This is a genomic window from Nostoc sp. (assembly GCF_036919815.1).
Taxonomy (GTDB): Bacteria; Cyanobacteriota; Cyanobacteriia; order Cyanobacteriales; family Nostocaceae; genus Nostoc.
Window position 1 is genome coordinate 14,270 of the sequence record NZ_JBALCE010000126.1, and the last position, 26,362, is coordinate 40,631.

Below are 26,362 nucleotides of genomic sequence, written 5' to 3' on the forward strand. Positions count from 1 at the left end.
CTTCAGCACCATAGCATTAACTACAAGGCAGACTTCAAACCCCAATTTTATTCACAACGGTTAACAGCGCTAGTTAACCCTGAAGTTGCAATTCTTCAGAATTTCCACACTGTAACAAAATTATCCACAACTCCTCAGTTTCGGTTCTTTTATAATGTGCCCTTTACCACAAGTGCCAAGTCATACAACTAAGCCACCACGGGGTGTCTTCCCTGACGAAGTTCCTAGCGGAGGTTTTCTGCAATCGGACTTCGCACAAGAGAGCATTTTTGCCTTTCCACCCAATCGGGACACATTAGGAGGAACCGCTTATCTTATTGTAAGAAATGAAGGGAATATCCTCATAGATTGCCCTGCCTTAGACCAAACAAATCAAGATTTTTTAGGAGTGCATGGAGGTGTGCGTTGGTTATTTATCACCCATCGAGGCGCTATTGCCAAGACGGCTGAAATTCAGCAAATCTTTGGCTGCGAGGTGCTGATTCAAGAGCAAGAAGCTTATTTATTACCAGGCTTAACTGTAACTACCTTTAGACATAAATTTACTCTTGATGCCGCAATACAAGTGATTTGGACATCAGGACATTCTCCTGGTTCATCTTGCCTCTACTACAGTGAGCTTGGAGGTATATTGTTTTCTGGTCGCCATTTAGTCCCTAACCAACAGGGTGAACCAGTACCATTACGGACAGCGAAAACCTTTCACTGGGCTAGGCAAATTCAGAGTCTTCGATTCTTGTTAGAAACTTTTACACCAGAAACTCTCCGCTACATATGTCCGGGAGCTAATACAGGCTTTCTCAGAGGTAAGCGATTCATAGATCAAGCTTATCAACATCTCGCCTCTCTGGATTTACCCGAAATCCTTGGTAGGCACAATACCCTGCGGGAAGCTAAAGCTACATGAATTGTGCCTACGTAATTTTCACTCCTATGTCTATTGGAGAATTTATTTTTTGGGATTCCCTAGAGTTATAATTTGCGTCCGCAAGTGCGCTGAATATGGGACGGGTGTTCGCGTAGCGGCACGTAGTGCGGACACCCATCCCCCAAGAAAATTTGGGATGTTTTTTTATTTGTCAGTCCCGAAAGTGCTTTCCTGTCTAATGCAAGTTTTGTAACGTTTGTTAACTAAGATATTGTCCTGGGAATTCTAACCTTAGTACAGAGGAATTCTTGGAAAAATTTATGAGCGCAAAACTTGATGGAACTGTAACGATCGCTGGCTACGAAATCATTGAGCAACTTTATTCAGGTTCTCGGACTCAAGTGTATCGGGCAGTTAGACAAGACGATCGCCTAGCAGTTGTGATCAAGCTCTTAAAACAAGAATACCCTACCTTCAGCGAACTAGTACAGTTTCGTAACCAATATGCGATCGCTAAAAACCTAGATATTCCCCGGATTATCAAACCCTACACCTTAGAACCTGATCGCAACGGCTATGCCCTAGTCATGGAAGACTTTGGTGGCATTTCTTTGCGGGAATTTACCCAAGGACGACCACTGACTTTAGAGCAATTCTTTGCCATTGCCCTACAACTGATAGACACGCTACAGCAGTTACATCAACAGCGCGTCATTCACAAAGATATTAAACCAGCCAACATCCTGATTCACCCTGACACCAAACAAATCAAGCTGATTGACTTCAGTATTGCCTCACTTCTACCACGAGAAACCCAAGAGATCCAAAGCCCCAACGGACTGGAGGGAACACTAGCGTATCTGTCACCAGAGCAAACCGGACGGATGAACCGGGGCGTTGACTACCGCAGCGACTTCTATTCATTAGGTGTGACTTTCTTTGAACTACTGAGTGGAGAACTGCCCTTTGAGTCGAATGACCCGATGGAGTTGGTGCATTGCCACATTGCAAAACTTCCACCCTTCCTCTGCGATTTAAACTCAGATTTGCCCTTGATGCTGGGTGAGATTGTCCGCAAACTGATGGCGAAGAATGCCGAAGACCGCTATCAGAATGCGCTGGGACTTAAACATGACCTTGTTACCTGCTTAGAGCAGTGGCGAGAAACAGGCAAGCATACTTGGTTTGATTTGGGACAGCGCGATATCAGCGATCGCTTTCTCATACCCGAAAAACTCTACGGACGCGAATCGGAAGTGCAAACGTTACTGGATGCATTTGGTCATGTTGCCAATGGTGGCTGTGAACTGATGCTAGTGGCAGGTTTCTCTGGCATTGGCAAAACCGCAGTCGTCAATGAAGTGCATAAGCCGATCGTCCGGTGGAACGGCTACTTCATCAAAGGGAAATACGACCAGTTCAACCGCAACATTCCTCTGTCTGCTTTTGTGCGAGCCTTTCGTGATTTGATGGCACAGTTGCTCAGTGAAAGCGATAGGCAACTGGAGCAATGGCAGAGCAAGATTTTAGCGGCAGTTGGAGAGAACGGGCAAGTTTTGATCGAGGTGATTCCTGAATTGGAGCAGATAATCGGCAAACAGCCTGCGATCGCTGAACTATCGGGTAGTGCGGTACAAAATCGCTTTAATCTGCTGTTCCAAAATTTCATTCAAGTCTTCACCACAACAGAACATCCGTTGGTGATGTTTCTGGATGATTTGCAATGGGCAGATTCGGCATCGCTGAATTTGCTGAAGCTGTTGATGGTAAGCAATCGCGGTTATCTATTCATTATTGGCGCATACCGCGATAACGAGGTATTTGCGGCTCATTCACTGATGTTAACCGTAGATGAAATCGAAAAGACATCTTCAGGTGTCAACACTCTGACCCTAGCTCCCTTGAGTCAAGCAGATGTGAATCATTTAATCGCCGACTCGCTCAGTTGTGCAACGGGCCTGGCATTGCCGTTGACAGAGTTAGTTTATCAAAAAGCCCAAGGAAATCCCTTTTTCACGACTCAGTTTTTGAAAGCGCTGTATGAAGATGGGCTGATTACCTTTGATTGGGAGACAGGTTTTTGGCAGTGTGATGTAGCGCAAGTGCGAGCGCTGGCTCTCACCGATGATGTGGTGGAATTTATGGCCCAACAGCTTCAGAAATTGCCCGACATCACTCAAGATATTTTGAAACTGGCAGCTTGTATTGGCAATCAGTTTGATTTGGCGACATTGGCGATCGTTTATGAAAAATCGCACACAGAAGCCGCTGCGGATTTGTGGAAAGCATTGCAAGAAGGATTTATCATTCCGCTCAATGAGGTTTACAAGTTTTATCAAACTGAAACATCAGCCGCCACAGTTCAAACATCAGCACAGAAAGTTGACACCTGTGCTTACAAATTCTTGCACGATCGCGTCCAACAAGCCGCCTATTCCCTCATACCAGAGGAGCAAAAACAAGCAACTCACCTGAAAATTGGGCAACAGCTGCTGAATAATACCCCAGTCACAGAATCAGACAAAAACCTATTTGAGATTGTCAATCAACTCAATATGGGGAAATCCCTGATTATTGAACCATCCCAGCGAATAGAACTGGCTCAACTCAATTTGAACGCTGGACAAAAAGCTAAAGCCGCAACAGCTTATGCAGCTGCATTGGAATATTCCATCACAAGCATTGCCTTGCTGAACCTGAGTCAGGGGCAGTCTTGCTGGCAAACCCACTACAACCTCACCCTCGCACTGTATGAACTAGCAGCAGAAACCGCGTACCTCAACGGCGATTTTCAGCAGATGCAGCAATGGGCAGATATTGTCCTGCAACAGGCAAAAACTCCCATTGACAAAGTGAAAATCTATGCCGTCAAAATCCAAGCTGATATGGCGCAAGTCAAAAAGCTAGAAGCAGTCAAAATTGGGTTAGAAGCCTTGAAACTTGTGGGGGTAAACATACCAGAATCACCCGAACCCTCAGATATTCAGCAAGCACTCACTCAAATAGCCACCAATCTAGAGAAGAAGAATATCGAAGAATTAATTAATCTACCATTGATGACAGATATCGAGCATCTATCGGCTGCCAGGATGTTAGCCAGTATTGGCCCTGCTATTTATCAAGCTGCACCGATACTATATCCATTGGTGATATGTGAACTGGTAAACTTATCAATTAACTATGGCAATTCAGCTTTCTCAAGTTATGGTTACGCTTGTTACGGTTTACTGTTAAATGCAGTGTTTCAGAATATTGAATCGGCTTATCAATTTGGTAGATTAGCCTTAAACCTAGCAGAAAAGTTCAATGCTCCAGACATCAAAGCATCTGTATTTTTTGTGATGGGAGTTTGTATAGCTCATGCCAAAGTTCATGTCAGAGAAACGTTGCCAATTATTTGGGATGCCTACCAAAGCGGACTGGAAGGCGGCAATTTTGGATTTGCTGGCTATGCTGCCATACATAAATACCAGCACACGTATCTGATGGGAGAGGAACTGACAATAGTTGCACAAGAAATGGCAACCATCAGTGATGTCCTAGCTCGACTCAAGCAAGAAAATGCTTTAAGCTTTCATCAAATCTTTCAACAATCAGTCTTGAACTTACTGAATCCCTCAGAACATTCATGCATCTTACAGGGTGAAGTTTATAACGAGGAAACAGCTTTACCACGGCTGAAGGATGCTAATGATATAACTGGGCTTCATCACTTTTATTTTAATAAATTGATTCTTTGCTACTTGTTTGGAGACTATCCGCAAGCCCAGAAAAATGCGCTGCAAGCTGAACAGTATTTAGATGGAGTGCCAGGTCTTCTGGTCGTACCAGTGTCGTATTTCTATGATTCTTTGGCGCACTTAGCAGTCTACCCATCCGTGCCAGATTCAGAACAAGAATCTCTTTTGAGTAGAGTCACAAAGTACCAAGAAAAAATGAAGAAGTGGGCAGACCATGCGCCGATGAATTTATTGCACAAGTTTCATCTAGTGGAGGCGGAACGGCAGCGAGTGCAAGGAAATAAAGCTGAGGCAATGAACTTGTACGATCGCGCGATCGCCTCTGCAAAAGAAAACGCTTACATCCAAGAAGAAGCCCTCGCCAATGAACTAGCAGCTAAATTTTACCTCGACTGGGGTAAACAGCGCATTGCCCAAGAATACATGACCCAAGCCTACTACGGCTATGCTCGTTGGGGCGCTAAAGCCAAAGTCGCCGACTTGGAACGACGCTATCCCCAACTCCTCGCCCCCATCTTAGAGCAAACCCGTTCTCCCGTCTCAACTCACGAAACCATTTTCAGATTGGAGAGTGTCACCTCTACCAGTTCTCCCACTTCCAGCAGTAGCAGCGTCTCTGTTGCTTTAGATTTAGCTACCATTCTCAAAGCTTCCCAAACCCTTTCTGGCGAAATCGAACTCGAAAAACTGCTCTCAGTATTGCTGCATATCGTCATTGAAAATGCCGGAGCAGATAAATGTGTGTTCATGCTTTTGCAGTCAGATCGGTTGCTAATTCAGGCTTTAGCACAGCTTTCCCTTGGTGTTGCATCTGGACAGAACAAGGGAATTGCCCACATCGATTTTTACCCAATGTTGCTCAACCCGCAGCCCCTTGAAAACTCTGGTGATGTGCCAGTTAGCTTAATTAATACTGTCAAACGCAGCTTAAAAGCAGCAGTAATTGTTGATGCCACGGTGCATCTACAATTAATCAATGACCCGTATATTCAGCAACAGCAACCCAAGAGTATCTTGTGCAGCCCGATTTTGCATCAGGGTAAGTTGCTTGGCATATTGTATCTGGAAAATAATGTAGCAAGGGGAGCATTTACCAGCGATCGCGTCGAATTGCTCAACTTACTTTGTACTCAAGCTGCAATTTCTTTAGAAAACGCCCGACTGTATGCCAGAGAACAGCAAAAATCCCAGTCATTACAAACATCACTGGCACAATTAAAACAGGCCGAAGCATCTCTAGCCAAAGAACGAGAGTTTTTAAATGCGATCATTCACAATATTACAGATGGGATTGTTGTTTGTGATGCTAGTGGCAACTTGACTTTATTCAATAACGCAACTCGTGAATTTCATGGCTTACCAGTGGAATCATTACCAGCAGAACAATGGGCCGAACACTTCGATCTCTATCAACCTGATGGTCAAACACCCCTATCAAAAACAGAAATTCCACTGTTTCGTGCCTTGCAAGGGGAAATAGTCGAAAATGCCGAAATGGTAATTGCGCCGAAGCATGGTATTAAGAGAATTTTGTTAGCAAGCGGACAAGCAATCTTCGATCCTTTGGGTAACAAAGTCGGTGCGGTAGTTGTGATGCGAGATATTAGCGAAAGGGCGCGGCTTGAAGCCGAACGCAAAAAAGCAGAACTTGCTTTGCAACAAAAATCACAAGATTTAGAACAAGCGCTAACTGATCTGCAAAACACCCAATTACAAATGGTGCAAAGTGAAAAAATGTCAGCACTGGGTAACTTAGTTGCTGGTGTGGCTCACGAAATGAATAATCCCCTTGGTTTTATTGCTGCGAGTCTCAAACAAGCTAAACCCACCATCGCTGATATTGTTGAACATCTCGGACTATATCAAGACAGTTTACCTAACAAAAGTGATCAAATCAAAGCCCATGCCGAAGAAATCGACTTAGATTATAGCTTAGAAGACTTGCCCAAGATGATTGATTCCATGTCTATGGCGTGCGATCGCCTAAAAAATATCAGCACCAGTTTACGAACTTTTTCCCGTGCCGACAAAGATTATAAAGTACCGTTTAATATTCACCAAGGCATTGATAGCACAATTTTAATTTTGAAACATCGTCTCAAGGCGAATGAACTACGTCCGACGATTGAAGTTGTCACCAATTATGGGAATTTACCTCAAGTAGAATGTTTCCCTGGTCAATTAAATCAGGTATTTATGAATATTTTGGCGAATGCTATTGATGCCTTAGATGAATCTAATCATGGACGTATTTTTGAGGAAATCAAAGCTAATCCTAACTGTATTACAATTGCAACTTCGGTAGCAGACAATCTAGTTAAAATTGCGATTGCTGATAATGGTCAGGGGATGAATGAGTCAGTCAAACAAAAAATATTTGACCATTTATTTACGACGAAAGCTGTTGGTAAAGGAACAGGATTAGGACTTGCGATCGCTCGTCAAATTGTTGAAGAAACCCACGGCGGAAAATTGAGTTTTAACTCGGTTCTGGATGAAGGTACAGAATTTATTATTGAAATTCCGGTGTAAATAAAATTTTGGTGTTTGACAGTTCCCCCGTTCCGTTGGAAAACGGCGATCGCCTCACCCGCTTTGAATTTGAGCGGCGCTACAATGCCATGCCCAAATTAAAAAAAGCCGAATTGATTGAAGGAACTGTCTACATGGCTTCACCTCTGCGTTTTGAAATACACGCTGAACCTCTACCGTTGTCGGCATAAGCGAGAAAATCGCAGTTGTTGTCGGATAAAAATATATTTGTCGCTAGCCCGATCAATGGAAGTTACCCACTTTACAAGAAGCGCTTTGAAATTGCAGCAGGGGTGAAATTGCTAGGCTCTGTACTTGCTGATCAATACCATATCCCTGAATAATCACCTGGGAACGTGACTGAATTAATTCCCGTATCTGCGGACAACCTAGAACAGGAGTCAGTTCTGTTAAAGCAAAGACAAGTTCTGTGTTTAATTTATCTAACGATGGTCGCAATGTCTGGTTTAAGTCTGGCACGTTAGGAAAAGATTTAATGCCTTGCTTTTGCCAGTTTTGAAAATCAACTGTTTGGATGAGTTTTCCTGCTTCTATTTGCGCTTTAAAAAATCCTGCAACTCTATCGGGTTTTAAACTATGGGTTGTTGCTTGTTGCCTAACCTTTAATAGTAACTCTTGTTCGCGCTTTAGATCCTCAATAGGACGTTTGTGATTCCATTTCCACCGGGCTACATCATGTGCAATTATTAATCGCTGCTGGATCAATTTTAGTAATTTATCTACAGGTAGTTGTTGATCTGCGATCGTAATAGCTTGAGGATTTGCTGATTGTACTGACCCAGAGTTCTGAGCAGCGAAATCTAATTTTAAGTTGGCAGCAACTACTGTACTACTAAAAAAAAGTTCAAAGAAAATTATGATGACAAACAACAGTGGATGCTTTCTGAAAAAACTTAAATTCATGTCAAAAAGTTTATATACTCTGCTACATAGCAGCAATTTTCAGTAATTCCATAGGAATACAGTATTTTTAATCTCAGATAAAATATCTCATAGTTGCTGACAAAAAGCAAGTTCAGCACAAAAAACTGTTGCATGAATTATATCAGCTTCGGTTAAACACTTATAATATCTATAGGTTGGCGAGCCACTGCGCTCTTGCTGTTTCCCGACTTGTTCGCGCAGCGTCTCGTAGAGAAGGGAGAAGCAAGTAATCTTTGAGGAATGTAGCTTGCTTCCCCCAGAGTAACCCAACATTTGATCCTTGTTCATGTTGGGTTTCACTGCCGTTCAACCCAACCTACATTGAGAGATTTTATTGAAAGTCGGCGGGAAACTCCAAACTCCAAACTCCAAACTTATTACGCCTTTCCCGCCATCACCGAGTTTTTAAGCAAAAGTTCCACTGCTGCTTGATATTGCAAATCTGCTTGGGTGCCAATCTCTTCGCGGTTAATCGCTTCTTGGGAAATCACTTTATCCGGTTTAATACCTAGTTTATTAATATCCCGGTGTTCAGGAGTTTCATACTTAGCAATTGTGACTGCCAAGCCCGAACCATCTGATAATTCAAATAAGGATTGAATTAAGCCCTTTCCAAAGGTGGTTTCGCCTACCAACTGGGCACGACCATTATCTTGGAGTGCGCCGGCGAGAATCTCACTGGCACTGGCTGTTCCTTGATTGACTAAAATCACCAGAGGATCGGTCGTCAGGGCTGGTCCAAAGGCTTCAAAACTACCCTGAATGCCTTGTCGGTTAACAGTGTAGACGATAATGCCGGAGTCTAACCACAAACGGGCGATTTCAATTCCTGATTGCAAGAGTCCCCCAGGATTATTTCGCAAATCCAGAATGTAGGCAGCAGCGCCTTTTTTTTCTAGACTAGAAATAGCGTGTGCCAATTCCGTTGAAGCGTTGGCATTGAATTGAGTCAGGCGAAGGTAGCCAATGGGTGTACCCTCAGTGGAAAGACGTAATTCGGAAACCACAGGGTTAAGAGCAATGCGATCGCGTGTCAGTCTAATTTCCCTTTCTGCCTCTCCATCGCGTTCGATCAAAAGAGTCACAAGGCTGCCACTAGTGCCGCGCATTTTGGTTGCAGCTTGATCAAGGGTGAGATTTTTTGTAGAAACGCCTTCAATTTTGAGAATGCGATCGCGTGGTTTAATCCCGGCTTTATCTGCTGGTGAACCTGCGATCGGAGCCACTACTTCCAACTTTCCAGTCTCAGGATTCAAGGCAATTTGCAATCCTACCCCAGTTAGTTCCCCAGAAGTATTGACCTGCAAGCTGCGGTACTGTTCTGGATCTAAAAAGCGGGTAAAAGGATCATCGAGGCTCTTAAGCATCGTCCCAATTGCCGTATAACTGGCATTTGAGTCCGTGAGCGGCTTCTGGAGAACCTTTTGCCGGACAGCCGCCCAGTTTTGATGATTAAACGTCTCATCTAGATAAGTGCGATTAACAATTCGCCAAACTTCCGAAACCAGCTTTTGTTCCGTTGTCAAAGCCACCGCAGGCTCGGTGAGCGTACCCAACGCCAACCAAAACGCCATTAACAATGAAAATCCAACCCGAAAGACTTGTTTGTTCATGAACCCCATTATCAATTCCACCTCAACCCAAATTGCCTAGAAATGCCCACTTGCCCTGTTGTTGATGAAATCTATCTCTCGATTATGTTACTTTTTTTATAGAAGTGGTGCATTTTTCTCATCTAGTTGTTCAGTCAACTGAGGCATCGTATCCACTCACCAAAGGATAAAATCTACTTTGTGTCCAACATTTTGTGTGTAGGGGCGTAAAGAGATCGCAATATATTCCGTCTTTACAGAGTGTAAAGTTTCTGAAGTCTCTTAGCACGCCCAAAGCTGACAAGCAAAAAAACTCCCCTTTACGAAAATCCCAAAATTGCTAATTGGGAGAGAAGTCTGAGCGAAGGCTTCTGCCGATTCAGAACTTCGGGATTTATCAACCGCAACCGATTCTTAGGAACTTGAGATTGTATGGCTAATGTTTACGACTGGTTTGAGGAACGCCTAGAAATTGAGGCGCTCGCTGAAGATGTCACTAGCAAGTATGTCCCTCCCCACGTCAATATTTTTTACTGCCTGGGTGGAATTACCCTGGTTTGCTTTCTTATCCAGTTTGCCACTGGATTTGCCATGACCTTCTACTACAGACCAACAGTAGCTGAAGCTTTCTCCTCAGTGCAGTACATTATGACTGAAGTAAGCTTCGGTTGGCTAATTCGCTCCATCCATCGCTGGTCTGCCAGCATGATGGTATTGATGATGATTTTGCACACCTTCCGGGTTTACCTGACTGGTGGTTTCAAAAAGCCCCGCGAATTGACCTGGATAAGTGGTGTCATCCTAGCTGTGATTACCGTTTCCTTTGGAGTTACCGGCTATTCCCTACCTTGGGATCAAATTGGCTACTGGGCTGTGAAAATCGTTAGCGGCGTACCAGAAGCAATTCCCGTGGTTGGCGTTCTCATCTCCGACCTGCTGCGTGGCGGTTCGAGTGTTGGTCAAGCAACACTAACTCGTTACTACAGCGCCCACACCTTTGTATTGCCTTGGTTGATTGCAGTCTTCATGCTGTTTCACTTCTTGATGATCCGCAAGCAAGGCATTTCCGGTCCTTTGTAATATCAGCCATTAGCGAAAGGCAACATTTGTCAGTTTTCAGAGCAAGGCTAAGGTTGCCTAGTAGCTGATAGCTTTCACAAATGCTTTAATTTAACTTAAGCAGGAGAGCATATTTCAAAATGTCAACACAAAAAAAACCTAACCTGAGCGATCCTCAGTTAAGAGCCAAGCTCGCTAAAGGCATGGGTCACAACTACTATGGTGAACCCGCTTGGCCTAATGACCTACTTTACGTGTTTCCCATCGTAATCATGGGTTCCTTCGCTGCGATTGTGGCTCTAGCTGTGCTAGACCCGGCGATGAACGGTGAACCCGCAAATCCTTTCGCCACACCATTGGAAATTTTGCCGGAGTGGTACTTGTATCCAGTCTTCCAGCTTTTGCGATCGCTCCCTAACAAACTTTTAGGAGTGGTAGCAATGGGTTCGGTACCAGTCGGGCTGATTCTCATTCCCTTTATTGAGAACGTCAATAAGTTCCAAAACCCTTTCCGTCGTCCAGTTGCAACCACAGTATTCCTCGTTGGTACCCTTGTCACCCTGTGGCTGGGTATTGGTGCTGCCTTGCCATTGGATAAATCTTTGACCTTGGGACTATTCTAAATTAGTCACCAGGAAGTGCTTTGACGCCTGTGAGTTTCAAGAGCAGATGCAGATGTGCTTTTGAAACCAATCAACAGGCGTCAATTTTCATAGTTGAGATTGCATTTGGGATTTTAAGTTTTGGATGAAAAAGCTATTCCCAAGTCTCAAATCACCAAAAGTCAACAAATACAAACATTTTTCACTTACTTAACGTAAGTTGCTAGTTACAACCCTCGAAATGCCAAAATCGATGATCTTTTGTATTTTGGTAAACAGAATATCTCAATTAAGATTTTTCTATATCAGAGAAATTTTGCCAATAGTGCAAAATTTAATAACTAGCAACTTGGGTTTACTTATATTTAAGTCACAGTTAATGTTTAGCATAGTGCAGCAAGACCATCTGACGGTTAAGAGCGAACTCAGTCTCCTAAACCAGGTGCAAGAATGGTTCGAGCAATTTTGTCTGCAACATTTGTCTCAACTTGGCTGGTCAAAAACCCAACTTGATCGCCTCAATTTAGCATTAGCAGAAGGCTTTACCAACGCTGTTCGTCATGCTCATCATGCTTTACCCCCGGAAACAACCATTGAGATTAATGTTTATCTTTGGATTGACCGACTAGAGATTAGAATTTGGGATTATGGAAAACCTTTCAATCCTGATGCGATCGCAGAGCCAGAGCCAGGTACGCTGCAAGTAGGCGGGTATGGATGGTTTCTCCTGCGGCGGTTAGCTGACCGTGTTGTATACGAACGTGGTGCAGATGGGAGAAATTGCCTGCTCATCGTCAAATACTCTGTAGAAGCACAAACGTAAAACTGAAGCAGTGAAGGGTTAGAAGCTGCTCGGTAATATTTCTGTAAATATCTGGATTATTACCTAGATTTTGCGGAAATCATGCCTTTATTACTATAAAATAAATCAACTATATAGTTATTTGATTGATAAAATTATACTCTTTTTTCAATCTTATTTGGATTACAATGGCACACGGGAACCCCCAGCTTTAGCTGTGGGGTAGATGTCAAAAAGCGGTGCGTAGGCGTAGCCCGTCGTAGACATCGCGCCCTGACCGCGAGTGTAAATCATCTAATATGCATATCACTAGAGCGACGAAAAACCTAAAATTAGGTGATAAAGTTAACAAAAAAACTAACCATGTCTTCGTGTTTTTAGAAATTTTTGCCCAGGAAGGTGGTATTCAATCATATATAAAAGATATTTTTCGCGCCTATCTGGGATTGAGGCAAGGTTACAAAGCGGAAGTATTTTTGCTACGAGATAGTCCTGATAGCTTAAATCCGTTTGAAGAGGAGAACTTAAAATTTCATTACTTTAAAAATCACTCTCCCGATTTGGGAAGACTGCAAATGGCAGGCGCTTTACTTAAGTGTTTGTTGCAAAGCCGTCCGCAGCAAGTTTTCTGTGGTCATATTAACTTAGCAGTATTAATCCAAACTCTTTGCCAGCCATTAGGGATTCCTTACACCGTGCTAACTTACGGCAAAGAAGTCTGGGAACCGCTCAAAAATCAAGAACGTCGCGCCCTGACATCAGCAGGTGGAATTTGGGCAATTAGTCGCTACAGCCGCGATCGCGCTTGTGTTGCTAATAGTCTAAACCCAAAAATGGTAGAGATGATGCCTTGTGCAATTGATGGGGATAAATTTACTCCTGGTTGCAAGCAGCCAGAATTAGCAAAGAAGTATGGCTTAACTGGTGCTAAAGTGTTAATGACAGTAGCGCGGTTATGGTCAGGGGATATTTACAAGGGTGTAGATGTCACGATTCGGGCATTACCACAAATCGCTCAAGTTTTCCCAGAAGTGAAATATTTGGTAATTGGTCGCGGTGATGACCAACTGCGATTAGCTAAACTGGCAAAAAATTTAGATGTGAGCGATCGCGTCGTATTTGCTGGTTTCGTTGCTACAGAAGAATTAATCGAACATTACCGCCTTGCTGATGCCTATATTATGCCTTCGCAAGAAGGCTTTGGCATTGTTTATCTGGAAGCAATGGCTTGTGGAATACCTGTACTATCCGGTGACGATGATGGCTCTGCTGATCCCTTACAGGATGGTAAACTGGGATGGCGAGTACCACACCGCAATCCTAATGCTGTAGCAGCAGCTTGTATAGAAATGCTTCAAGGGGATGACCAGCGATGTGATGGAGAGTGGCTGCGAGAACAGGCGATCGCGCTCTTTGGCATAGATGCCTTCCAACAGCAGTTGCAAAAAATACTTCTATCCTTAGTAATCAAGTCCAAATGACAAATGACAAATGACCAATGACTAAAATCGCTATCCTAGAAGGAGAGCAGGACGACACTTAAAAAATGAGCTTTAAGTCATTTCAATTGAATCTTTTAAATCTCCGCCCTTGGCTCACCCTGCTGGCAGTTATTTGGTTACTGGCATCACTGGGCTTGGGTTGGTTAGTTAATTCGTTGCTAATTATTTTCGGGTTGCTGTTTTTGGCACCCATTGTGGCTTTTTTTGGCTTTCGTTGGTGGCTGCAAGGCAACTTGGTTGCTGATCAGTGTCCCGTCTGTCGATATGAATTTACAGGTTTAAATAACAGTCAGTTGCAATGTCCTAACTGTGGGGAGTCACTGTTAGTCCAAAATAGTCATTTTCAGCGCTTGACACCAGAAGGCACAATTGATGTGACTGCTGTCGAAGTTCCAGCCCAATCACTGGAAGATTAGTCATTAGTCATTAAGTGACTTATAATTATTTATTTTTTTGCGAGATTGAGAGCGTGTAGCTATACTCTCGTTTGGATAGTTCGCCCACATGCAGCGAGTATGTTCCCGCTTGCCAGAAACCAGAAAGTTCTGACTTGCCTCCAGAGTAACTATCTGCTAGTACACAAAAGCGCCCCCCAGGTCCGTCAATCAACAGCGTTGGCTTCCCTTGACTCTCTACTGTTAATCGCAAATAAGGTAGTGACTCTGTAACCTGAATAACTTGATTCGGTTCAGCGCTAATATTGCCACAATTACTTTTGACAGTTCCGCCAGACTTTCCCTTCAAAACCAGTGGATCTGGTTGTAAATTCTGATGAATTTGGATTGTTGCTGTCTGTGCTAAATTAGCCTCAGTAAAAACCAAACTCATCGCCAAAGCTGTGGGAACAATTGCAAGTAGCCTAAGCGTCTTCATTTTAATTAATGCTCCAGATTTTTTTAGAGCAATATTGTTATGCAGTAGTGATTTAATAGACGACATCAATCCGTCTTGGTTCCAAAAGCTGCTGTATAAAGCAATACCCTTTATTTAAGGATTGGTTGTGAAGATTTAATGGGTGAGATATGAAAGAGCCAACTTTTATTAATTAAAGAGGTTGGGGGATCTCTTATGCGTAAATCCTACCTAGATTCCGCACTTGAATCCGTAACAAGCTAGTATTCTAAAAATAATCATAATAAATTTTATTTATCCAGAAAGTTCTTGCACGCACAGACATTAGCTAAAATCACTAAGACAACCACCAAAAATAGAATTTGGTTGGTCTGTTGTTGAACAAGTGACTTAGCTGAGGGATAAAAAATTGATGAATCCTCAACCTGAAGAAGACTTACAGCGTCGCCTCAAGAAGCTAGAGGCAGAGATTAATTCTCCACCGGGGGTAGTTCCACAACCACAAGCACAAAAACAAACGCCTCAGTCTGTTTTTGGTAACTTGAACTTGCAACTGGAGCGATTTCAGAGCTGGTTTAAGAGCTTATCTGGGGCGAAAAAGCTGGTAGTTTCGGGTGTGACGGTGCTAGTGGGCTTGGCGATGCTGCAAACAGTGTTTAAACTGGTTGCATCTGTAATCACTCTGGCACTTTTGGCAGTGTTGGTGTATGTTGGATACAAATTTTTTGTCTCTAGTAGCTTTCAACGTAAGCAATAAGTTGATATGCATTTGCTTTGCACTCTGCCCGGAGTCATGAAAGTCAGGAGCCAGAATACAAATGGCTCCTGACTTATAACTCCTAAATTCTATTTCAATATGCTTTTCTTTTTGGCGATTAGCTTAGTCTATTTTAATTGTGCCGATCGCGGCGTAAAAATAATATCAAAGGGAATTATGCGATGACGACACCAATTGTCAGGAGAAGTAGTAATCAATCTGGTCAGTCAAAAGAACCGGAAAAAGCCAAGTCGCTGTTGCTAGCAGGTAGGCGTTTTGCGGCTTGGGCGGCTGAAATCACACTAGTAGTTGCCAGTGGGTTGATTCCCTTCGGCATTGGTGTCTATGCCAGTTCTAGAAGCGATCTCAACCGAGTGCCGCTTAACCCCGTGCTGATAGTAACCCAAAGAGCGATCGCCAGACCCCTGGCTCTGCCTGTGAGCTATGGCATCCCTAACGTTGCATGGCCGACTAATATTTTATGGACAATCGCCCTGTTAGCGCCTGTAACTCTCTCGTGGTGGCAATTGTATTTACTAGCTAAGACTGGTAGCACAATTCCTAAACGTTGGTTAAAAGTGCGGGTTGTGAACGAGCAAGGAACGCCGCCCGGATTGGGGGCAGTTGTGATTAGAGAAGGCGTTGGGCGTTGGACAGTACCCATTTCCATCGCTTATCTGCTGTGGCGCTACAGCTTTGCTTTTCCGAATTTAGGATTATTCACATTTTTGTCTTTGTTAATGATTGTGGGTGAAGGGATCGGCTTACCGTCGCGCCGGGGGCGTCGCGCACTGCATGATCAACTCGCAGGCACTTATACAATAGATGGACTCTTACCTAGCAACAAACAAATTCAGTCTGCTGACGGTAATGATCAAGCAGAAGAATGGCAGGAGGGAGATGAAGAATTAGCGGCAGCCCAAACCAATGAGTCGCCGAATCTGTGGCGGCGGATACAGCAAAATCCTAATCTGACTTTGTTTGGGGTAGGGCTGACGAGCATGACTGCTGTATTGGCAACTTTAATCGGCACTCAAGTTTATATCCAAATTCAACAATCTCAGCGAGCAACTAAGCAAATCAACAGCCAACAGTTCCTCGAACTTATCAAACCATTGAGTCCTAACTCTGGGGCGACTAATGAGCAACGCCAAAGTGCAATTCTGGCTATTGGTGGTCTTAATGACCCACAGTCGATTAAATTTCTGGCGGATCTCTTGGTTAGCGAAACTAACCCCAGCCTCCTGGATACGATTCAACAAGCTTTGACAACTGTCGGTCCTCAAGCCATCCCGGAACTAAAAAATAAGAATCAGTTCTTGGTTAGCGAACTGGAGTCTGTGGGTAGCACTGCAACCGAAGAACGGGAATTGCGGCAAGGGCGGCTACAAAGAAATCAGGGGACGATCAACAAGATTCTCTCTGTTTACAGTGGTAAAACCGAGGGCGTTGACCTTAGTAGCATCCAATTAGGTCAAAGCGGTACTCCAGGAAGTTCCTTTTTCAACTTGGTGCTAGACAATATTGATTTATCAGGAGTTAAGTTAAAATCTGCAAATCTTAACCAAGCCAGTTTGAAGGGTAGCCGCTTTCGGGGCGTGGGTGAAGATGGACGCTGGGATACTTATGACGATGCGATCGCTGATTTAAGCCAAGCTCAGTTGCAGCAAGCCAATCTTACTGATGCTAACCTCAGTCGCGTCTTGATGAACCGTACCGATTTAAGCCGCGCCACTCTCAACAAAGCCAACTTATCCAACGCGCGTCTATTTGAGGCTAAACTCAACAGCACCCAACTAGTAGGAGCCAATCTGCAAAACGCAGTTTTGGAAAAAGCCAGCTTAACTGGAGCAGATTTAGGCGACGCCAACTTGAACGAAGCCAATCTGTACTCCGCGCGTTTAGGTCGTGTCAGTGCTATAGGAACACAATTATCCTTTGCCAACTTAACTAACACTGATTGGCAAGGGGCAGATTTATCAGGAGCCTATTTGGATCGTGCTAATCTCAGTAATGCTAACTTGAGGGCCACTCGTCTAACTGGTGCTGTTTTGCGTTCTGCCCAGATGGAAAACGTTAACTTGCAAAATGCCGACCTGAGTTTTGCAGATTTACGGGGGGCGAATGTCGCCGGAGCAGATTTTAAGGGGGCAATTCTCGCCCCTAGCAAACAAGATCCAGCAGATCAATTTGTCGAAACCCCAGATTTAGGCTCAGTATCTGCCGTAGTCCAAGGGGTTGATTTTTCTCAAGCCAAAAATTTAGATTCCAAGCAAATAGCCTACATTTGTACTCAAGGAGGCATTCATACTCGTTGCCCGTAGAATGAGAGGGGGAACTGGGGAGGATGAGGGAGACAAGGGAGACAAGGAGAATAACCAATGCCCAATGCCCAATGCCCAATGCCCAATGCCCAATGACAAATGACAAATGACAAATGACAAATTGGTGTGAGGAGTTCGGTTATGAAGTATATTCCATATTTGGTTTCAGTTTTAGGGGCTGGTTTGGTCTTAAGTCTGGTGAGTACTAAACCAGTGCAAGCTCAAGTAGCCTATGGCAGTTATATCGGTATAGGCCCCGCTATTGGTATTACCGATGGTGTCCAATTAGGGGGGGTGATAGCGGGACGCTACAAGCTTTTGGAAGCACCGATTTCACTCCGCGCCCAAGTGTTAATTGGTAATAATACGGCAGTTGTACCAACGGTTTCTTACGATTTCCCCCTTAACTGGCAAGCTGATGCCTACCTGGGTGCTGGGTTGGTATTGGCTGGTGGTGGTGGATCTTCTCCTGTGGGTGACAAAATTAGTTTTGCTTTACAACCGGGCATTGATTATATGATCCCAAATAGTAATACTGTCCTTTTTGGCAACGCGATCATCGCTTTTGATGCCTACCGTGATAGTAGTGGTACAGCTGTCTCCGTACAAGGTGGTATTGGTTTGAGATTTTAATGGGCAGATGAAAACCCGACTGCGATCGCTATTCCGAAAAAGCGTTAAACTTCATTGCAAATTCTGAAGTTAGTTCAAACAACGTGATAACTTTTGGTCATGAAGAGAGACAGCACAGGATTAACACAGGAGAACACAGTGGCAATGGAATCAAATTTATTAACGAATGTGGGCGCAGATCAAGTGAATCAAGATTTCAGTGAATATGTCGCTAACCTGCAACTTCACATGACTCTGCAAGCTCGCAATCTTGTTCCAACCCTGAAACAAACAGTAGTAGATAGTCGCCATCAATTACTCCATCAAACCCAAGCCCACTTTGAAAAGTTAGTCTCTCGACAAGGGTTATAAATATATACAAATTTTAATCAAAATTCAAATAAAATCAAGGCAGATGTTGTTGGGTCAATGCCAATGGTGTTCTCACAATCTCTGCTTTTTCTGTTTTTTTAAGTATAAAATTACTCAAATCACCCTTTTGGCGCCATAGGAAGGGGCAGAATACTGTTGCCCTAATACATAGATTTATGTAGAAAAGAAAATAGGCAATTCTGGTTATACAAGTAGGCTTCTACTGTAGAATAAGATTACGCTTGATTAGTGCGGGATGTCAAAGCTTAATTGGTGTGAAAACAAAACTTACACTTAACACGAACTAATCTTGAAAAAACATAATACCTAAAATCCTTCATCTGAATTGATGATCTCTAACTGGGAATATCAGGTCAGAGCTACCTATGGGCTTCGTCGTAGGACGCTTGATATAGGTAGAACATAAACCGCGATTCGTTCCGTTTGTGCAGATTTTCTTCTATTGCTAGATTTGCAGAGATTATTAGAAGCGGCAGAAAGCAGTTAATATTATTGCATCAGTTCCTTTGAAGATCAGTTAGTGAAAGCTAAATGGCGGCTCGAATTAAAATGACTTCATTACTTCCCCGAAACCTCAGCGTTGTTATCCGACCAGTCCAATACCGGGATCTGGACGGGATTGAGCGCATAACTCAAGAGTCATTCGCAGCCCTCACTCCCCAAAGAGCAGGTCTTGCGATCAGCCAGATGCAAAGGCTGCGTCGCTGGTATGGATTACTCAAATTGTTGAGTTGGTTTCCTAACCCGCTCCAGTATCGCCTCTGTGCCTACATAGCAGAGCAAGGGCGGATGCTTCTAGGGATGATTCAAGTGTCACCGTTTAACCGGACACGCAGCACTTGGCGAATTGATCAAGTGCTGTTGGAGCGTGGTGTCGATAAACAAGGAATTGGTTCGCAACTTTTGCGTCATTGCTTTGAATCGATTTTGGAAGCTCGCACTTGGCTACTGGAAGTTAACATCAATGACATTGAGGCGCTGGCACTATATCGACAAAATGGATTCCAGCGTCTGGCAGAAATGACATACTGGGAAATTGGCCCAGAATTATTGGTTGAATTGGCACAAGCAGAGCCAGATTTGCCCAACCTCTTACCAGTAAGTAATGCTGATGCCCAGTTGCTATATCAACTAGATACGGCATCGATGCCACCTCTGGTACGTCAGGTTTTTGACCGCAATACCCGCGACTTTAAAACCAGTTTGTTCGGCGCTTTAACTGATGCAGTGACGCAATGGCTGACTAAAGCAGAAGTAGTCAGTGGTTACGTATTTGAACCCCAACGCAAAGCTGCGATCGGCTATTTTCAGGTGCAACTTGACCGTAAGGGTGAAGTCCCCCACGCTGCAACACTGACAGTTCATCCTGCTTACACCTGGCTGTATCCAGAATTACTATCTCAATTGGCTCGGATTGCCCAAGATTTCCCCCAGCAAGGGTTGCAACTAGCTTCCTCAGACTATCAGGCAGAGCGAGAAGAGTATTTGGAACGAATTGGAGCAAAACGCATAGAACATACATTAGTTATGTCTCGCTCTGTGTGGCACAAGCTACGTGAGTCTAAATTCGTCTCCTTAGAAGGAATTCAGTGGACTGATATGCTGCAAGGTTTACAACCGGCACGTAAACCTATACCAGGTGGGATGTCATGGATACAACCAGCAAAGTTGCCATCGTCAGATAAACCACTGCAAAGCTTGTCAGAACCGATTAACTTTCCGGTAAAAAACCCTAGCATGGAAGCATTGCCGATTCCGGAATCAGCAGATGCACAGCAGGAGAATTAGTGTGATATCCCCACAAGCAAAACCGTTTATTTCAGCGTTGGGACTAGATTTCGGTCGCAAGCGGATTGGTCTAGCTGGGTGCGATCGCACGGGGTTAATTGCCACGGGGATCACCACAATTGAGCGTACATCTTTTGAGCGGGATGTCGAGCAAATCCGACAAATAGTTAATGAACGCGAGGTGCAAGTTCTGGTTATGGGCTTACCTTATTCAATGGATGGCTCACTAGGATTTCAGGCGCGTCAAGTTCAAAAATTTACTATAAGACTTGCTAAAGCGCTAAACCTGCCTGTGGAATATATGGATGAGCGATTAACTTCATTTCAAGCAGAGCAACTGCTGATAGCTGAAAACCGCTCCCCATCACGCCATAAAGGTTTGATTGACCGCAAGGCAGCCGCTTTGATTTTACAACAATGGCTGGATGTTAAGCGTGCCAGTTCTCGCAGTTCAGTGGCGGCGATTGAATATTGATACCTTTTAACATGATATTCTGAAAACGATTAGCCAGCAGTTGGATCTACGTGTAAAGCTATTTAATTAACATAAGATGTGATTAAATAGTTAAGCGATTTTGAAACTTGCTGGTATTTATTAAATTTCTACATTTCGGCTATGTTTCCCTCCCCATTTCCTGAAGAAAATGATAACGCTCATGCGGGTTCCATCACTTTAACCGATGACAAAGGGCGATCGCTCGAATGTTATATAGAGCATTCCCTGGAGGTAGATGGGCAAGAATATGTTTTACTTCTTCCTGTAGACTCACCTGTAGAAATTTTTTCTTGGGAAGGTGAGGGTGAGGAAGAAGAAGCGGTTCTGGTAGAAGATGACAGCACCATTGAGCAAATTTTTGCCACTGCTCAAGCGGTACTATCTGAGCAGAACCTGATATTGAAGAACACAGCCTATGCTTTGACAGTTGCAGGTGATTTACCGCCAGTTGAAGAATCAGAACTCTTTACCTTAGAAATTGAAGATGAAGAGGCAGATTTAGAACCTGAGCAATTACAGCTACTCGCTAGCTTCTATGATGAAGATCAGGAGTATGCAATTTATACACCCCTCGATCCCTTGTTGTTTTTTGCACGGATAGCTAAAACAGGTGAACCGGAATTACTCTCTCCAGAGGAGTTTCGCAAAGTGCAACCTCTGTTAGAGGAACATCTTTTTAATGAAGTCGAATAAGATTAAAAATTCAAAATGTAACATTTTCATTTTGAATTTTTTAATTGGGAATTTTTGATTGTAATCACAATCTACTTAAACCTTTTGCCATGTCCCATTAAATGTGGAAGCAGTCAACCACCCACCACTAATCGGAGTACCGATATAGTGGGGGCAAGAAATTCGCCTAGTTGACCAGTTTAAGTGTTAAGTCACTACGTTTAAGGTAAGTGTTCAAGACCTACCAGGGAATGCGTAGCTAGTTCCCTGCTCTAGAACTTAAAAGTTAAACAGGTTTAAGGGTTAAGCTAGTGCTTTTGAGATAGTTACCGACCTTAAACATTGACGAAGCTAACTTTACCCGAAAGGAGGCACAATATGTGCAAAGTATTTGTAATTGACTCGGAAAAAAGACCATTAGAACCAATACATTCAGCACAGGCAAGGCAGCTATTAAGAAACAAAAAAGCAGCAGTTTTTCGGCGTTACCCATTCACTTTAATTCTTTTTGAATCACGAACAGATGCACCTACCCAACCTCTTAGATTAAAGATAGACCCAGGCGCGTCAACAACTGGAATTGCATTAGTCAACGATGCTACCGGCGAGGTTGTCTTTGCGGCCCAATTGAAGCATAGAGGTTTTGCAATTAGGGATTCACTAACCTCAAGGAGACAACTAAGACGTAGTAGACGGGCAAGAATTACTCGTTACAGACAACCACGATTTTTAAACAGAACTCGTACATTGGGATGGTTAGCACCAAGCTTGCAAAGCCGCGTAGATAATATCAAAACTTGGGTTGATAAGTTACGCCGATTTGCACCGATTCAAGCTATTAGTCAAGAATTAGTGCGCTTCGATATGCAGTTAATGCGGAATCCAGATATCCAAGGCAACGAGTATCAACAAGGTACTCTTTATGGATTCGAGACTCGTGAATATTTACTTGAGAAGTGGAACAGAGAATGTGCTTATTGTGGAGTCAAAAATGTTCCTCTTCAGATAGAACACATTCAACCAAAAGCTAAAGGAGGTTCAAATTCAATTACAAACCTGAGTTTAAGTTGCGAGAAATGCAATATAAAAAAAGGCACAAAAGACATTAAAGACTTTCTTAAAAAAGATCCAACAAGATTGCAGAAAATTTTAAGTCAAGCTCGAAGACCTTTAGGAGATGCAGCCGCAGTTAATACAACTCGTTTTGCATTGCTGGAAGTTTTAAAAACAACTGGATTACCTGTAGAAACAGGTTCAGGAGGTTTAACCAAGTTTAATCGTAGCCAACAAAACATACCGAAAACTCACTGGGCTGATGCTGCTGCTGTCGGTAAGTCAACTCCACTTTTAAATATCAAAGGAGTTAAACCATTATTGATCAAGGCTAACGGACATGGTTCTAGACAATCATGCAGAACTGACAAATATGGCTTTCCTTCTCGATATGTCCCCAGGTTCAAGTTTGTTGATGGCTTTCAAACTGGAGACATTGTTAAAGCCGTTGTCGAAAAAGGCAAGAAGATTGGGAAATATATCGGGCGAATTGCAGTAAGAACTAGCGGTAGTTTCAATATCTCAACTGCATCGGGTTTAGTTCAAGGAATTAGTCACAAGACTTGCAAACATATTCACAAGAAAGACGGTTACGAATATGGAAAATAAAAGATTTGTTAATTGCTCAACTGTCCCCCTCACTGTTTGTGCTGACGCACAAAATGAAAATCATTCAAGGGACGTTTGCATAAGGCACGCTACGCGAATACAATTAACCCCGGAGGCGGAGCGGCTCCGCTCCATTTCTCCCGCCACCAAAACTGTACTCAGTTTGGTGGCGGGAGGAATGGAGGTTTAGATGAAATCAGAAAAATTTCTGGTGCGGTAACAACGGGGGATATTTGGAAGTTTTTGAAGTTAGAAGAAAACGATATATTTATTGATTTAAGTAATTATTACATCAAATAAATAGATAAGATTTTAGGAATTTTATCTCAAAGTGTTCAGGGAGATATCCCAAGATGGAGTTCGACTAACTAAACTATATTGGGTTATGCTCATTTGTCTGAACTATCTATATTTGACTGTTGACTATGACCTGGAACAATCTTTTACAGCCTGACTTGATTTTAGAGGGTTCAGTGTTGAACCTAACACCAGATATTATCCAAAAATACGGGCTTAAAGGGCTGGTATTGGATGTAGATGAAACTTTAGTACCCTTTAGAGTCGGGGTGGCTTCCCCAGAACTACGAGATTGGGTGGAGGAAATTCGCACCTGTACGAGATTGTGCTTGGTGAGTAATAACCTGAGTGAAGCGCGAATTGGTGGAATTGCGCGATCGCTCAATCTACCTTACTATTTGGGTGCAGCCAAGCCTTCCCGACGCAAAATTAGGGCTGCACTTAGGGGAATGGATCTACCAGTGCATCAAGTGGGGATGGTAGGCGATCGCTTGTTTACCGATGTTTTAGCAGGTAATCGCCTGGGGATGTTTACTATTTTAGTCGAACCGATTGTTCATGCAGATGCGGCTCTGCGATCGCATCCCATTCGCAACTTTGAAGTTTGGATATCAGAGATATTAGGAGCCTCTATTACTCCTAAGAAAACTAAGATTCACAAAACTTGAGAAATCGTCAGGAAAGTAAATCTAAAGAAATGATTAAGGAATCTTATTGTCAGCCAAAAATCGGGGATCATAAGTATTAATAACATGGGATCAGCCAAAAAAGACCCTAAGCCATACTAAGTAAATATACACCCGTAGAGCGTCAACCTTCACTATAGAGGGATTGGCGCTTTACAATTTTGGATTTTAGATTTGGGATTTTGGATTGAATCTAAAATAGACTTCTTTGTCAGTGGATTTAAAGCCTAAAAAGGTGTTTCCATAGGCTTTAGTCTGTTCACATGGATGGACTGTGCTTTCGGGTAGGGGTCTAAAAAAAACTCATGCAAGATGTCTAATCTGTAATCTAAAATCTAAAATCTAAAATCTAAAATCTAAAATTCAAAGATGGCATTAACAATTGTTGTCAAAATCGGTACTTCTAGCCTAACTCAACCAGAAACAGGACAATTAGCACTTTCTACGATCGCTACCTTGGCGGAAACACTTTGCCATTTAAGACGCCAAGGACATCGGGTGATTTTGGTTTCTTCTGGGGCTGTAGGGGTAGGTTGTGCGCGGTTGGGCTTAACTGAACGTCCCAAAGCGATCGCACTAAAACAGGCTGTAGCAGCAGTTGGGCAAGGCAGGTTAATTCGTATATACGATGATTTATTTACTACTCTGCAACAGGCGATCGCTCAAGTATTACTGACTCGCAGCGACTTAGTACAGCGCAGCCGCTATCTCAACGTCTACAACACTTTTCAGGAACTACTGAGACTGGGAGTGATCCCCATAGTGAATGAAAATGATACCGTAGCAATAGACGAACTAAAATTTGGTGATAATGATACCCTTTCGGCATTGGTTGCTAGCCTAGTAGAAGCAGATTGGCTATTTTTGCTTACCGATGTTGATAGGTTGTACTCAGCTGATCCGCGTTCGGTACCAGATGCGCGACCGATCGCTTTAGTTAGTAGCATTAAGGAATTAGCAGAATTACAGATACAAACAGGTTCCCAAGGTTCTCAGTGGGGTACTGGCGGTATGGTAACAAAAATTTCGGCTGCGAGGATTGCGATCGCGGCGGGAGTGCGGACTGTAATTACCCAAGGGCGATTTCCCCGGAATATCGAAAAAATTATTCAAGGTGAACTTATTGGGACGCATTTTGAACCGCAACCTGAACCAACTTCTGCGCGTAAACGTTGGATAGCTTACGGCCTTGTACCTGCGGGGAAATTGTATTTAGATGAAGGTGCGATCGCGGCAATTTCTCTAGCGGGAAAATCGTTATTAGCTGCTGGAATTAAGCTAGTAGAAGGAGAGTTTGGCACACAGGACGCCGTGCAATTATGTGACACCAACGGTAACGAAATTGCTAGAGGACTTGTGAATTACAACAGCAATGATCTGCAAAAGATTCGCGGCTCCCATTCACGAGAAATTTCCGCAATTTTAGGCTATGCCGGTGCGGAAACCGTAATTCATCGAGATAATTTGGTTTTGACTTAAGATGGAAATGAGATAAATTTCGTTACTACTAACTGGGAGAGTAAAAAATATTATGACTCAAACGTTAGAAAATGCTGTTAACTTACCAGAAGAACAACGCTTCTTTCGTCGTGGGTTAAGTTGGGAAAAGTTCAAAGCGATTCAAGCTAGCTTTGAAAATGTACCAGGGGTGCGGTTGTTTTATTGTGATGGAGTCTTAGAAATAGTGACTATTGGTAAATCTCATGAGGCTATTAGGTGTTTAATGGGTCTGCTTCTGGGGCAGTATCTCGTGGAACAGGGTATTGAATTTTTCCCTAGTGGGAGTTTTAGCCAGATTATTCCCAAATTAGTAGAGTATCAAGCAGATTTATCTTATTGTTTTGGAACAGACAAACCTCTAGCAGACCTCTGCATTGAAGTAGTGATTACTAGCGGTAGTCCCATAAAGTTACAGAAGTACAAATTAATGGGAGTCCCTGAAGTTTGGTTTTGGGAAGATGGCACAATTGAAGTTTACTGCTTACGAGAACAAGAATATGAGAAAGTTGTTAATAGTGAGTTACTAGCAGAATTAGATTTATCCCTGCTGAATCGTTGTCTTTTGTTATCGTCTCCCTTAGAAGCAATTAGAGAATTTCGCCAGGTAATTCAGCAACAATAGTAGGTTGAAACCTAATATTATTGGATATTAGTGCTGTAATTTGTAGAGCAAAAATGGGA

At 43.2% G+C, this 26,362-nt stretch carries 22 protein-coding genes and 1 pseudogene; 19 read left to right on the forward strand and 4 right to left on the reverse strand.

Going from position 1 to position 26,362, the window contains the following annotated elements:
- Nucleotides 1-154: 154 nt before the first annotated feature.
- The 3 genes and pseudogenes from V7K15_RS28340 to V7K15_RS28350 all read left to right on the forward strand — a co-directional run.
- The gene (locus V7K15_RS28340; RefSeq protein ID WP_334911093.1) at nt 155-907 is read left to right on the forward strand and encodes an MBL fold metallo-hydrolase; all 753 of its coding nucleotides are present in this window, start codon (nt 155-157) and stop codon (nt 905-907) included.
- Between the two features lie 281 nt (nt 908-1,188).
- A complete protein-coding gene (locus tag V7K15_RS28345; protein ID WP_334911095.1) occupies nt 1,189-7,140 on the forward strand; it encodes a trifunctional serine/threonine-protein kinase/ATP-binding protein/sensor histidine kinase in 5,952 nt (1,983 codons plus the stop codon).
- A gap of 5 nt (nt 7,141-7,145) precedes the next feature.
- Nucleotides 7,146-7,313, forward strand: a pseudogene (locus V7K15_RS28350) (Uma2 family endonuclease); the annotation flags it as partial.
- 70 nt (nt 7,314-7,383) lie between these two features.
- Here V7K15_RS28350 and aroQ read toward each other — a convergent pair.
- From aroQ to ctpA, 3 genes are all read right to left on the reverse strand, one after another.
- Nucleotides 7,384-8,064, reverse strand: coding sequence for a gamma subclass chorismate mutase AroQ (gene aroQ, locus V7K15_RS28355; RefSeq protein WP_334911097.1), 681 nt, complete (start codon nt 8,062-8,064; stop codon nt 7,384-7,386).
- Nucleotides 8,065-8,151: 87 nt separating this feature from the next.
- Nucleotides 8,152-8,373: a hypothetical protein gene (locus V7K15_RS28360; protein WP_334911099.1), complete on the reverse strand. Its 222-nt coding sequence runs from the start codon at nt 8,371-8,373 to the stop codon at nt 8,152-8,154.
- Nucleotides 8,374-8,462: 89 nt separating this feature from the next.
- Nucleotides 8,463-9,707 carry a carboxyl-terminal processing protease CtpA gene (ctpA, locus tag V7K15_RS28365; protein WP_334911101.1) on the reverse strand — a complete coding sequence of 415 codons (1,245 nt, stop codon included), beginning with the start codon at nt 9,705-9,707 and terminating at the stop codon, nt 8,463-8,465.
- A gap of 402 nt (nt 9,708-10,109) precedes the next feature.
- Here ctpA and petB point away from each other — a divergent pair, with 402 nt between their 5' ends.
- From petB to V7K15_RS28390, 5 genes are all read left to right on the forward strand, one after another.
- Nucleotides 10,110-10,757, forward strand: coding sequence for a cytochrome b6 (gene petB, locus V7K15_RS28370; protein ID WP_334828689.1), 648 nt, complete (start codon nt 10,110-10,112; stop codon nt 10,755-10,757).
- A 119-nt stretch (nt 10,758-10,876) separates the two neighbouring features.
- A complete protein-coding gene (petD, locus tag V7K15_RS28375; RefSeq protein WP_334911103.1) occupies nt 10,877-11,359 on the forward strand; it encodes a cytochrome b6-f complex subunit IV in 483 nt (160 codons plus the stop codon).
- Nucleotides 11,360-11,717: 358 nt separating this feature from the next.
- On the forward strand, nt 11,718-12,161 hold the full coding sequence (locus V7K15_RS28380) for an ATP-binding protein (protein ID WP_292802088.1): 444 nt from the start codon (nt 11,718-11,720) through the stop codon (nt 12,159-12,161).
- A 278-nt stretch (nt 12,162-12,439) separates the two neighbouring features.
- Nucleotides 12,440-13,621 carry a glycosyltransferase family 4 protein gene (locus V7K15_RS28385; RefSeq protein ID WP_334911105.1) on the forward strand — a complete coding sequence of 394 codons (1,182 nt, stop codon included), beginning with the start codon at nt 12,440-12,442 and terminating at the stop codon, nt 13,619-13,621.
- 65 nt (nt 13,622-13,686) lie between these two features.
- Entirely contained in the window at nt 13,687-14,058 is a 372-nt protein-coding gene (locus V7K15_RS28390) for a hypothetical protein (protein WP_334911107.1), read from the forward strand.
- Between the two features lie 25 nt (nt 14,059-14,083).
- On the opposite strand, the gene V7K15_RS28395 is transcribed toward V7K15_RS28390, so the two are convergent.
- A complete protein-coding gene (locus tag V7K15_RS28395) occupies nt 14,084-14,515 on the reverse strand; it encodes a hypothetical protein (protein WP_334911109.1) in 432 nt (143 codons plus the stop codon).
- A 391-nt stretch (nt 14,516-14,906) separates the two neighbouring features.
- On the opposite strand from V7K15_RS28395, the gene V7K15_RS28400 reads away from it, so the two are divergent.
- The 11 genes from V7K15_RS28400 (at nt 14,907) to V7K15_RS28450 (ending at nt 26,303) form a co-directional block, all read left to right on the forward strand.
- Complete coding sequence (locus V7K15_RS28400; RefSeq protein WP_334911111.1) at nt 14,907-15,251, forward strand: hypothetical protein; 345 nt, start codon at nt 14,907-14,909, stop codon at nt 15,249-15,251.
- A gap of 182 nt (nt 15,252-15,433) precedes the next feature.
- Nucleotides 15,434-17,575 (forward strand): pentapeptide repeat-containing protein, encoded by a 2,142-nt coding sequence (locus tag V7K15_RS28405; protein WP_334911113.1) that lies wholly within the window; start codon nt 15,434-15,436, stop codon nt 17,573-17,575.
- Between the two features lie 141 nt (nt 17,576-17,716).
- Nucleotides 17,717-18,208: a hypothetical protein gene (locus V7K15_RS28410; RefSeq protein WP_334911115.1), complete on the forward strand. Its 492-nt coding sequence runs from the start codon at nt 17,717-17,719 to the stop codon at nt 18,206-18,208.
- 144 nt (nt 18,209-18,352) lie between these two features.
- Nucleotides 18,353-18,559 (forward strand): hypothetical protein, encoded by a 207-nt coding sequence (locus V7K15_RS28415; RefSeq protein WP_334911237.1) that lies wholly within the window; start codon nt 18,353-18,355, stop codon nt 18,557-18,559.
- Nucleotides 18,560-19,111: 552 nt separating this feature from the next.
- Nucleotides 19,112-20,368, forward strand: coding sequence for a GNAT family N-acetyltransferase (locus tag V7K15_RS28420; protein WP_334911117.1), 1,257 nt, complete (start codon nt 19,112-19,114; stop codon nt 20,366-20,368).
- Nucleotides 20,369-20,372: 4 nt separating this feature from the next.
- Nucleotides 20,373-20,843 carry a Holliday junction resolvase RuvX gene (gene ruvX / locus V7K15_RS28425; RefSeq protein WP_334911239.1) on the forward strand — a complete coding sequence of 157 codons (471 nt, stop codon included), beginning with the start codon at nt 20,373-20,375 and terminating at the stop codon, nt 20,841-20,843.
- Between the two features lie 141 nt (nt 20,844-20,984).
- Complete coding sequence (locus V7K15_RS28430) at nt 20,985-21,557, forward strand: DUF3727 domain-containing protein (RefSeq protein ID WP_334911119.1); 573 nt, start codon at nt 20,985-20,987, stop codon at nt 21,555-21,557.
- Nucleotides 21,558-21,914: 357 nt separating this feature from the next.
- The gene (gene iscB, locus V7K15_RS28435) at nt 21,915-23,198 is read left to right on the forward strand and encodes an RNA-guided endonuclease IscB (RefSeq protein WP_334911121.1); all 1,284 of its coding nucleotides are present in this window, start codon (nt 21,915-21,917) and stop codon (nt 23,196-23,198) included.
- A gap of 425 nt (nt 23,199-23,623) precedes the next feature.
- The gene (locus tag V7K15_RS28440; RefSeq protein ID WP_334911123.1) at nt 23,624-24,163 is read left to right on the forward strand and encodes a YqeG family HAD IIIA-type phosphatase; all 540 of its coding nucleotides are present in this window, start codon (nt 23,624-23,626) and stop codon (nt 24,161-24,163) included.
- Nucleotides 24,164-24,550: 387 nt separating this feature from the next.
- Entirely contained in the window at nt 24,551-25,660 is a 1,110-nt protein-coding gene (gene proB, locus V7K15_RS28445; protein WP_334911125.1) for a glutamate 5-kinase, read from the forward strand.
- Nucleotides 25,661-25,712: 52 nt separating this feature from the next.
- Entirely contained in the window at nt 25,713-26,303 is a 591-nt protein-coding gene (locus tag V7K15_RS28450; protein WP_334911128.1) for a Uma2 family endonuclease, read from the forward strand.
- The last annotated feature ends 59 nt before the right edge of the window (nt 26,304-26,362 follow it).

Excerpts from the sequence above, each read along its gene's own strand:
- ctpA (WP_334911101.1), bottom strand. The coding sequence starts at position 9,707 with ATGGGGTTCATGAACAAACAAGTCTTTCGGGTTGGATTTTCATTGTTA.
- aroQ (WP_334911097.1), bottom strand. The coding sequence starts at position 8,064 with ATGAATTTAAGTTTTTTCAGAAAGCATCCACTGTTGTTTGTCATCATA.
- V7K15_RS28440 (WP_334911123.1), top strand. The coding sequence starts at position 23,624 with ATGACCTGGAACAATCTTTTACAGCCTGACTTGATTTTAGAGGGTTCA.
- V7K15_RS28380 (WP_292802088.1), top strand. The coding sequence starts at position 11,718 with ATGTTTAGCATAGTGCAGCAAGACCATCTGACGGTTAAGAGCGAACTC.
- V7K15_RS28430 (WP_334911119.1), top strand. The coding sequence starts at position 20,985 with ATGTTTCCCTCCCCATTTCCTGAAGAAAATGATAACGCTCATGCGGGT.
- V7K15_RS28385 (WP_334911105.1), top strand. The coding sequence starts at position 12,440 with ATGCATATCACTAGAGCGACGAAAAACCTAAAATTAGGTGATAAAGTT.
- V7K15_RS28400 (WP_334911111.1), top strand. The coding sequence starts at position 14,907 with ATGAATCCTCAACCTGAAGAAGACTTACAGCGTCGCCTCAAGAAGCTA.
- petB (WP_334828689.1), top strand. The coding sequence starts at position 10,110 with ATGGCTAATGTTTACGACTGGTTTGAGGAACGCCTAGAAATTGAGGCG.
- proB (WP_334911125.1), top strand. The coding sequence starts at position 24,551 with ATGGCATTAACAATTGTTGTCAAAATCGGTACTTCTAGCCTAACTCAA.
- iscB (WP_334911121.1), top strand. The coding sequence starts at position 21,915 with ATGTGCAAAGTATTTGTAATTGACTCGGAAAAAAGACCATTAGAACCA.
- V7K15_RS28390 (WP_334911107.1), top strand. The coding sequence starts at position 13,687 with ATGAGCTTTAAGTCATTTCAATTGAATCTTTTAAATCTCCGCCCTTGG.
- V7K15_RS28405 (WP_334911113.1), top strand. The coding sequence starts at position 15,434 with ATGACGACACCAATTGTCAGGAGAAGTAGTAATCAATCTGGTCAGTCA.
- V7K15_RS28395 (WP_334911109.1), bottom strand. The coding sequence starts at position 14,515 with ATGAAGACGCTTAGGCTACTTGCAATTGTTCCCACAGCTTTGGCGATG.
- V7K15_RS28360 (WP_334911099.1), bottom strand. The coding sequence starts at position 8,373 with ATGAACAAGGATCAAATGTTGGGTTACTCTGGGGGAAGCAAGCTACAT.
- V7K15_RS28450 (WP_334911128.1), top strand. The coding sequence starts at position 25,713 with ATGACTCAAACGTTAGAAAATGCTGTTAACTTACCAGAAGAACAACGC.
- V7K15_RS28345 (WP_334911095.1), top strand. The coding sequence starts at position 1,189 with ATGAGCGCAAAACTTGATGGAACTGTAACGATCGCTGGCTACGAAATC.
- V7K15_RS28340 (WP_334911093.1), top strand. The coding sequence starts at position 155 with ATGTGCCCTTTACCACAAGTGCCAAGTCATACAACTAAGCCACCACGG.
- V7K15_RS28420 (WP_334911117.1), top strand. The coding sequence starts at position 19,112 with ATGGCGGCTCGAATTAAAATGACTTCATTACTTCCCCGAAACCTCAGC.
- petD (WP_334911103.1), top strand. The coding sequence starts at position 10,877 with ATGTCAACACAAAAAAAACCTAACCTGAGCGATCCTCAGTTAAGAGCC.
- V7K15_RS28415 (WP_334911237.1), top strand. The coding sequence starts at position 18,353 with ATGGAATCAAATTTATTAACGAATGTGGGCGCAGATCAAGTGAATCAA.
- V7K15_RS28410 (WP_334911115.1), top strand. The coding sequence starts at position 17,717 with ATGAAGTATATTCCATATTTGGTTTCAGTTTTAGGGGCTGGTTTGGTC.